Origin of the sequence: Oerskovia sp. NPDC060287, from assembly GCF_042726775.1 — a bacterium.
GTDB lineage: Bacteria > Actinomycetota > Actinomycetes > Actinomycetales > Cellulomonadaceae > Oerskovia > Oerskovia merdavium.
Window position 1 is genome coordinate 1 of the sequence record NZ_JBHXBO010000273.1, and the last position, 5,012, is coordinate 5,012.

At 73.3% G+C, this 5,012-nt stretch carries 4 protein-coding genes; 2 read left to right on the forward strand and 2 right to left on the reverse strand.

Annotation, left to right across the window (positions count from 1 at the left end; translation table 11 throughout):
* Positions 1-56 precede the first annotated feature (56 nt).
* Both ACFWFR_RS17250 and ACFWFR_RS17255 read right to left on the reverse strand, forming a co-directional pair.
* Positions 57-1,790 carry a DUF349 domain-containing protein gene (locus ACFWFR_RS17250; RefSeq protein ID WP_377623840.1) on the reverse strand — a complete coding sequence of 578 codons (1,734 nt, stop codon included), beginning with the start codon at positions 1,788-1,790 and terminating at the stop codon, positions 57-59.
* Positions 1,787-2,509 (reverse strand): peptidylprolyl isomerase, encoded by a 723-nt coding sequence (locus tag ACFWFR_RS17255; RefSeq protein ID WP_191802561.1) that lies wholly within the window; start codon positions 2,507-2,509, stop codon positions 1,787-1,789. Before ACFWFR_RS17255 ends, ACFWFR_RS17250 begins: the two co-directional genes overlap by 4 nt.
* Before the next feature lie 189 nt (positions 2,510-2,698).
* Here ACFWFR_RS17255 and ACFWFR_RS17260 point away from each other — a divergent pair, with 189 nt between their 5' ends.
* Together ACFWFR_RS17260 and hisS are read left to right on the forward strand one after the other, a co-directional pair.
* Positions 2,699-3,511, forward strand: a complete 813-nt coding sequence (locus ACFWFR_RS17260; RefSeq protein ID WP_377623841.1) for an MBL fold metallo-hydrolase — start codon at positions 2,699-2,701, stop codon at positions 3,509-3,511.
* 44 nt (positions 3,512-3,555) lie between these two features.
* Complete coding sequence (gene hisS / locus ACFWFR_RS17265; protein ID WP_377616462.1) at positions 3,556-4,953, forward strand: histidine--tRNA ligase; 1,398 nt, start codon at positions 3,556-3,558, stop codon at positions 4,951-4,953.
* The last annotated feature ends 59 nt before the right edge of the window (positions 4,954-5,012 follow it).

The following is a 5,012-nucleotide window of genomic DNA, read 5'->3' on the forward strand; positions in this document are numbered from 1 at the left end:
CCTGTGGAAACTCTCGTCGTCCACAGGCCCACCCGGGCCCCTCAGGTGGTGCAGGGTCAGCCGCGAGAGTCCTCGGCGGCCTTCACGACCTGCTCGAGCCAGGCGCGGCGTGCCGCGATCGACGACTCGATCTCGGCGATCTTGCGCTTGTCGCCCTTGGCGGTCGCAGCCGCCAGGTCCTCCTCGAGGCCCGCGATCGCGGACTCGAGCTGGGCCGCCGCACCCTCGGCGCGCGCACGCGTCTCGGGGTTGGAGCGCGACCACTGGGACTGCTCGGCGTCGCGGACCGCGGTCTCGACGGCGCGCAGGCGGGCCTCGACGCGCTGGATGTCGGCGCGAGGAACCTTGCCGGCGTCCTCCCACTTCTCCTGGATGTCCCGCAGGGCCGTCTTGGCCTGCGCGAGGTCCGTCACGGGGACGAGCTTCTCGGCCTGCTCCAGCAGGGCCTCCTTGACGACCAGGTTCTCGGCGTACTCGGCGTCCGTGGCGGCGTTGAGCGCGTCACGGGCCTCGAAGAACGCGTCCTGCGCCGCACGGAAGCGGGCCCACAGGGCGTCGTCGTCGCGGCGGTTGGCGCGCCCGGCGGCCTTCCACTCGGTCATGAGGTCGCGGAAGGCGCCGGCCGTGGCGCCCCAGTCCGTGCTGTTCTGCAGGGCCTCGGCCCGCTGCACGAGCTTCTCCTTGACCTCCTTCGCGGAGGAGTTGCGCTGCTCGAGCTCGGCGAAGTAGTGCCGACGCTCGCGGTCGAAGGCCGTGCGGGCGTGGCTGAAGCGCTTCCAGAGCGCCTCCTCGCTCCCACGGTCGATCCTCGGCCCGTTGCGCTGGGCGTCCTTCCACTGGTCGAGCAGCTTGCGCAGCTCCTCGCCCGCGGGACGCCACTGGATGCGTGCCGGGTCCGTCGAGGCGATCTTCTCCGCTGCCTCGATGATCTCGGTACGGGCGGCGAGCGCCGCTTCCTTGGCGGCGTTGCGCTCGGCCTCGAGCTCGGCGCGGCGGGCTGCCGCGACGGTGCGCAGCGACTCGACGTGCGCGCGCAGGCCGTCCAGGTCGCCGACGGCCGAGGGCTCGGCGGTCTCCTCGCCGAGCTTGGCGAGGGTCGAGTCGATCTCCTTGACGGACAGGTCCGTACCGGTCAGGCGGGCCTCGAAGAGCGCGACCTTGGCCTGAAGGTCCAGGAAGCGGCGCACGTAGAGCGCGAGCGCCTCCTCGGGGGAGACCCCGGGGAACTGCCCGACGCTGCGCTCGCCCGCGGCCTCGGTCACGTAGACCGTGCCTTCCTCGTCGACCCGGCCGAACCCGGCCGCAGCCTTCGCGGCGGCGCTGTCGTCGGGGATGACCGCCGCGGCAGCCGCCGGGGCGATCGACGCGGCGGCCGGGGCCGCTGCAGCCGGGGCACCCGGGCGCGGGGGCCGGGGCACCGGGACGTCGCTCGGCTTGGGCGCGGGGCTGGGCTTGGGAGCCGGGGCCGCAGGTGCCTCCGGTGCGTCCGCCGCGGGGGCCGGTGCGGCCTCAGGAGCCGCCTCAGCAGCGTCCGTCGCGGGGGCGGTCTCGGTGACCTCGGCCGGGGCTTCGGCAGGAGCCTCGGCCGCGGCGGGCGCGGCTTCCTCGACGGAGGTGGCCTCGTCGGCTGCTGCCGCGGGGGCGTCGGTCTCGACGGCTTCCGTGGCAGCGGGTGCCTCGGCGCCCTCGGCCGGTTCAGCGACCGCCGGCACCTCGACCTGCTCCGTAGCGGTGGCCTCCTCGGATGCCTGCGCCGGAGAGTTCGCGTGGTTCTCGGTGCTCTCGCTCACTGGGTCTCAACTCCTTCGATGGTGACCGGGGTCGCGGGGGAGCCGTCAGGGGCCCCGTCCGCTGTCCCCGCGTCAGCGACTGCTCGGACGACGTCCAAGCCGGATGTGATCTTGCCGAAAACTGTGTACCCACCGGTGTCGGTCGGCAAGGTGGTGTCCTCGTAGACGAGGAAGAACTGGCTGCCGTGGGAGTCCGTGGCCTGGGCACGTGCCATGCCGATGGTGCCGGCGGGGAAGAACCCGTCCTCGGGCGCGTTCTCGACGGGTCCGAACGTGTAGCCCGGGCCCCCGGTTCCCGTGCCCGTCGGGTCGCCGCACTGCAGGACGTAGAGCCCGGAGGTCGTCAGGCGGTGGCAGTCGGTGCCGTCGAAGAACCCGCCCTGGGCGAGCGAGACGAAGCTCGCGACGGTCTGAGGGGCGGCCTGCCCGTCGAGCGTGAACTCGATGTCGCCCGCGCTCGTGCGCAGCTCGCCCGTCCACTCGCGGTCCTCGGCGGCGGAGGGCGGCGGGAGGGTGAACGCCTTGGCGGCCGTGGCTGCGTCGGCGTCCGAGTTCGCGGAGAGAGCCAGCACGACGACACCGCCCACGACGGCGAGCGCGGCGACCGCGCCGACGATGGTCCACGTCCGCTGCTTGCGGGCGCGGGCCTGCGCCTGACGCTCGGTCCACTTCTCCTCGCGGCGGCGGGCACGCTCACGTTCGCGCTTGCTCGTCGTCACCCCAACTCCTTCGTCTCACGTCACGGGCCGCTCCGCGTGCGGGCGCGAGGGCGCGTTCTGTGCACGGGTGATCCACGGTTTCAGAGGACAGTCTAGGCATCGGGAGCGTTCTGGCGCCGTGTCTTGTCGCCTTTCAGGTCACGGTCCGGTATCAGGTGCCCTCTTTGCGTGGGTCGTTACTGTCGTCCCATGGACCTCTTCCTCGTGGTGGCCCCCGTGTTCGGCACCAACTGCACGCTCGTCGTGCCGGGCCCCGAGGGAACGCTGCCCGACGGCGCCGCGCGCCCCTGCGTGATCGTCGACGCAGGGGCCGGGGTCGTCCCGGGCGTGGTGGAGCTCGTGCGCGAGCAAGGGCTCGCGCCCCGTGCGGTCCTGGCCACGCACGGGCACGCCGACCACACCTGGGACGCGGCCGAGCTGTGCGCGCTCTACGGCGTCCCGTTCTGGATCCACGAGGCAGACGCCTACCGGCTCGCCGATCCCCTCGGCACGATCGAGAGCGCCCCGCCCGCGGGACGCGACGGACGGGTCGTGCCCGGCCCGCTGGCCGCGGCGCTCGCCGCGGGCGGGGCCCGGCTCGAGGACTACCGGGCCCCGGACGACGTCCGGACCTTCGGTACGGCCGGCGAGCCGGGAGCCGGGGCCCGCGAGCGGCTCGACCTCGACGGCGTCCTGGTCGACGCCCTGCACGCCCCTGGGCACACCCAGGGCTCGACGCTCTACCTGCCCGTCGCGGTCCGACCTGACTCGAGCGGCGACGGTGGCACGGCGAGCGTGAGCGCGAGCGGCGCCGAGGCCGGGGTCGTGCTCGCGGGGGACGTGCTGTTCGCCGGGTCGGTGGGGCGCACCGACCTGCCCGGCGGGGACGGCGAGACGATGCAGCGAACCCTGCGCGACGTCGTCGGGCGCCTCGACGACTCCCTCCAGGTGGTGCCCGGCCACGGGCCCCTGACCACGATCGGCCGCGAGCGCCGGACCAACCCGTACCTACGGGGTCTGTGAACGGATTGCTCGTCCGGTCCTGGAGTCTGGAAAGATCGGGTCCCATGGCCCGACCTACACCTCTCTCCGGTTTCCCCGAATGGCTCCCTGCTGGACGCGTCGTGGAGCAGCACGTGCTCGACACGCTGCGTCGCACGTTCGAGCTCCATGGTTTCGCGGGGATCGAGACGCGAGCCGTCGAGCCCCTCGACCAGCTGCTGCGCAAGGGCGAGACCTCCAAGGAGGTGTACGTGCTGCGCCGCCTCCAGGAGGAGACGGCGGAGGGGGCTGCAGACGAGCGGTCGGGCAAGGCCGACAAGCAGCTCGGCCTGCACTTCGACCTGACGGTGCCGTTCGCGCGCTACGTGCTGGAGAACGCCGGTCACCTGGCGTTCCCGTTCAAGCGTCACCAGATCCAGAAGGTGTGGCGCGGCGAGCGTCCCCAGGACGGGCGCTTTCGTGAGTTCGTGCAGGCGGACATCGACGTCGTGGGTGCGGGCGAGCTGCCCTACCACTTCGAGGTCGAGCTGCCGCTGGTCATGGCCGAGGCGCTGGGCGAGCTGCGCTCGATCGGCGTGCCCGAGGTCCGCATCCTGGTGAACAACCGCAAGGTCGCGGAGGGCTTCTACCGCGGGCTGGGGCTGGACGACGTCGAGGGCGTGCTGCGCAGCATCGACAAGCTCGACAAGATCGGCCCGGACAAGGTCGGGGCGCTGCTGGTCGCCGAGACGGGCGCGACGCCCGAGCAGGCGGACGCGTGCCTCGCGCTCGCGGCGATCTCCGGCTCGGACGCCGGCGTCGCCGAGCGGGTGCGGGCGCTCGCGGGCGAGCACGGTGTGACCTCGGAGCTGCTCGAGGAGGGCCTCGTGGAGCTGTCGGCGCTGATCGACGCGGCGGCCGTGCGGGCGCCGGGCGTCGTGGTCGCGGACCTCAAGATCGCGCGCGGCCTGGACTACTACACGGGCTCGGTCTACGAGACGGTCCTGGTGGGGCACGAGCAGCTCGGGTCGATCTGCTCGGGCGGGCGTTACGACACCCTGGCCTCGGACGGCGCGAACACCTACCCGGGGGTGGGGCTGTCGATCGGCGTCTCGCGGCTGGTCTCGCGACTGCTGAGCGCGGGCCTGGTCCGCTCGACGCGGTCGGTGCCGAGCGCGGTCGTGGTCGCGGTCACGAGCGAGGAGACGCGTGCCGCGTCGGACGCGGTCGCGGTCGCGCTGCGTTCGCGGGGCATCCCGGTCGAGGTCGCGCCGAGCGCGGCGAAGTTCGGCAAGCAGATCAAGTTCGCGGACCGTCGCGGCATCCCGTTCGTGTGGTTCCCCGCAGGGGTCGGTGCCGACGGCGAGGTCGTCGCGCACCAGGTCAAGGACATCCGCTCGGGCGAGCAGGTCACCGCGGACCCGGCGACGTGGGCGCCGTCCGAGGAGGACCTGTGGCCGCGGGTCGTGCCCGCGGGGGAGTGAGCCCGCTGCCCGGGCGCTGACCCGGGAGGACGTGCGTGAGGCCCGGCAGGGGATTCCCC